The following is a 1,798-nucleotide window of genomic DNA, read 5'->3' on the forward strand; positions in this document are numbered from 1 at the left end:
TCGGCTTTGTAGAGCCCGTTGATGCTCTCCATGAGCGCGTTATCGTAGGCGTCGCCGACGGATCCGATCGATGGTGCGATGCCGTCGAGGGCGAGTTTCTCGGTATAGGCCAAAGAAACGTATTGGGATCCGGCGTCTGAATGTGCCCGCAGCTGCTGGGGTTGTATCGGGTGGCCTTGTCGACCGCGTTCCCAGAGACTCATCCGCAGCGGGATCATCACCAGCTCGACATGTTTGCTAGTCTGCGCGTGCCAGCCGACGATGCGTTGCGAGAACACATCAACGATGAACGCGACGTAAACCCACCCGGCCCAGGTGCGGCAGTAAGTGAAGTCCATCACCCTGGTGTGATCCGGTCGCGGGGCGGTGAAGTCCCAATTCAGGAGGTCTCCAGCGCGGATTCCGTCTTTGGCGGGGATCGTGGTGCGGATGCCCTTGTCTCGGCGGATGCCCAACAACCCGAGCGCCCTCATGGCCCTGTCGATCGCTCCACGGGACGCGCCGGTGATCGTGGTGCGCCGGATCAGCGCGGTCATCTTCCGCCGCCCATAGAGCCCTTCCGGAGTCAGCTTTCGCAGCTGCCGTCCGTTGACTTCGACACTGGTCCAGGCAGCCTCACGGACCGCGTCGAACACCTGCGCGTCGGTGACCGTTCGAGCAGCGACAGCGCCGCCCCGCCAGGCCCGGTAGGTGCGCGCGGCGATCTGGCAGTCCTGCTCGCGCAGAACCCGGCAGATCGACCAGGCCGCGTGCCCCTCGGATCTCATCGTGTCGATGAAACCCATCATCAACGGTTTCGGGGGTCGAGTTCCCCCACGAAGAAACTCTTCGCCGCCCGCAGGATCGCGACATCTTCACGCAGCCGAGTGTTCTCCGCCTTCAGCCGCTTGATTTCGGCATGGTCGACGGAGCTCACCCCGTCGCGGGTACCGTCGTCGATATCGGCTTGCAGCACCCACCGGCGCACGGATTCGTGGCCGACACCGACTTGGCGAGCAAAGGCCGCTGACGCGGCCGTCAACGACGGGTACTCCGACCGGTGCTCACGCACCAGCCGCACCGCCCGATCGCGCAAGGCAGGATCGATCTTCTTAGGCATGACATACATCCTTGCAACTCAAAAGGATGCGGCATCAAACCTGGGGCGCTTCAAAGTTCCTTGGAGGGGTTGACAACAACCTTGTGGTCGTGGCCGAACGTTCGATTCTTCGTGCTTTCTTCAAGAAGCCGACGCACTCATGGGTCCGGTACGTGAACATCGCTGAGGTAACGCACCGAATCGGCTTCCTCGACCCTGTCTGATGCCAAGTTAAGTTCTGTTGTGTTCTTGCTGCAGGTGGCGCCCCGGCGGTGACCGGGTGTTGCTACGACTAGCCCGACCGCCTGACCTCCACGGTGGCGCCGGTGGGTCCGGCGGTGGTGGGGGCGTCTCCGGTGACGGTCACCGCCCTGACCGCGACCACTTTGACGTATAATGCGCACGGGAACACGGTGAAGTTCGCTGATCAGACACTGGGCTGTAACGTGGCGGACCGGCGCCCGACGACCATCCTCACAGATGGCACGACGGTCGCCTACGTTCGGGATGTAACCTGCCGGGTCGTGTCCCACACGGACGACACCCGCCGGTCCCGGCGCGGGAGCTGCGGCGGCGACGATCCGTTACCTGTTCGCGGGTTCTGCCCTGTTCGGTGTCGCTACCGGTGCGGGGCGACCTACATGTTCAGCGGACCGCGACGGCTACAGGCGAGACCACATACAACCGCTGTGTTGGTCTCACAGCTATTTCACCTGCGTG

At 63.3% G+C, this 1,798-nt stretch carries 1 pseudogene; it reads right to left on the reverse strand.

Annotated features, from left to right (window positions below):
- A pseudogene (locus tag RMN95_RS12075) lies at positions 1–1,099 on the reverse strand (IS3 family transposase); the annotation flags it as partial.
- Positions 1,100–1,798: the final 699 nt, after the last annotated feature.

The organism is Salinibacterium sp. (genome assembly GCF_031364185.1).
Classification (GTDB): domain Bacteria; phylum Actinomycetota; class Actinomycetes; order Actinomycetales; family Microbacteriaceae; genus Rhodoglobus.